1 rRNA gene is annotated in these 280 nt (G+C 52.9%); it reads right to left on the bottom strand.

The features are described from left to right. A 23S ribosomal RNA gene (locus M3629_RS28240) occupies window positions 1-280 on the bottom strand; the annotation flags it as partial.

Consider the following 280-nt stretch of genomic DNA (forward strand, 5'->3'; position numbering starts at 1 on the left):
CCCACAACCCCAAAGAGCAAGCTCTCTGGTTTGGGCTTCTCCGCGTTCGCTCGCCGCTACTGACGGAATCACTATTGTTTTCTCTTCCTCAGGGTACTTAGATGTTTCAGTTCCCCTGGTATGCCTCACACTAACCTATGTATTCAGTTAGGTGTAACTGGATATTACCCCAGCTGGGTTTCCCCATTCGGACATCCCCGGATCAAAGCTTGCTTACAGCTCCCCGAGGCAGTTTCGTTGTTCGCCACGTCCTTCATCGGCTCCTAGCGCCTAGGCATCC

It is taken from the genome of Paenibacillus polysaccharolyticus, from assembly GCF_023714295.1.
Classification (GTDB): Bacteria; Bacillota; Bacilli; order Paenibacillales; family Paenibacillaceae; genus Paenibacillus; species Paenibacillus polysaccharolyticus_A.